General features: G+C 72.4%; 2 pseudogenes. Both read left to right on the top strand.

The features are described from left to right. Positions 1–257 (top strand): annotated as a pseudogene (locus tag CCL05_RS43530) (GNAT family N-acetyltransferase); the annotation flags it as partial. Positions 258–297: 40 nt separating this feature from the next. Next, positions 298–559 (top strand): annotated as a pseudogene (locus CCL05_RS43525) (GNAT family N-acetyltransferase); the annotation flags it as partial.

Here is a 559-nt window from a genome sequence, read left to right as displayed (position 1 = left end):
CTGGGCCACATCGGCGTCAACGAGATCAAGTACCACCTCAAGGTCGCCCGCGTCGGCTACTGGGTGCTCCCCGAGGCCCGCGGTCAGGGCGTCGCCACCCGGGCCCTGCTGCTCGCCGCCCGNNGGGAACCCTGCGCGGGGCGATCTTCGAGGAGGACCGGCACGACGCGTTCCGGGACGCCCACCTGCACGCCCGCCTGGCCACGGATCCGGAACCGGACGTGGAATCGGATGCGGGCCGTGGGCCCGGGGCGTAATGCGGAGGAGCCGGGCGGGGAGCGGGCGGCATCATGGGACATGCGCACCGACGACTGGCACCTCACCCAGGACCTCGACGCCTTCCTGACCCGCGCCGGCGGTTTCCTCGGCTCCCGACCGGCCCTGCACACCGTCCCGTTGACCGTCACGGAGAACCTGCGCACGCGCGGCCTGCACATCTACGGCGACGGAACACCGGAGTTCGGCGTGCTGGAACAGGACGGCACGGTCCGGGCGACGTTCTTCCGCACACCACCGCACCGGCTGAACCTCACCGCCCTGACGGCCCAGGACGCCGAGG

The sequence above is a fragment of the Streptomyces africanus genome (assembly GCF_002150735.1).
GTDB lineage: Bacteria > Actinomycetota > Actinomycetes > Streptomycetales > Streptomycetaceae > Streptomyces > Streptomyces africanus.
The sequence above is the reverse complement of the archived record's forward strand: the minus strand, read 5'-3'. Positions and strand labels throughout refer to the sequence as shown.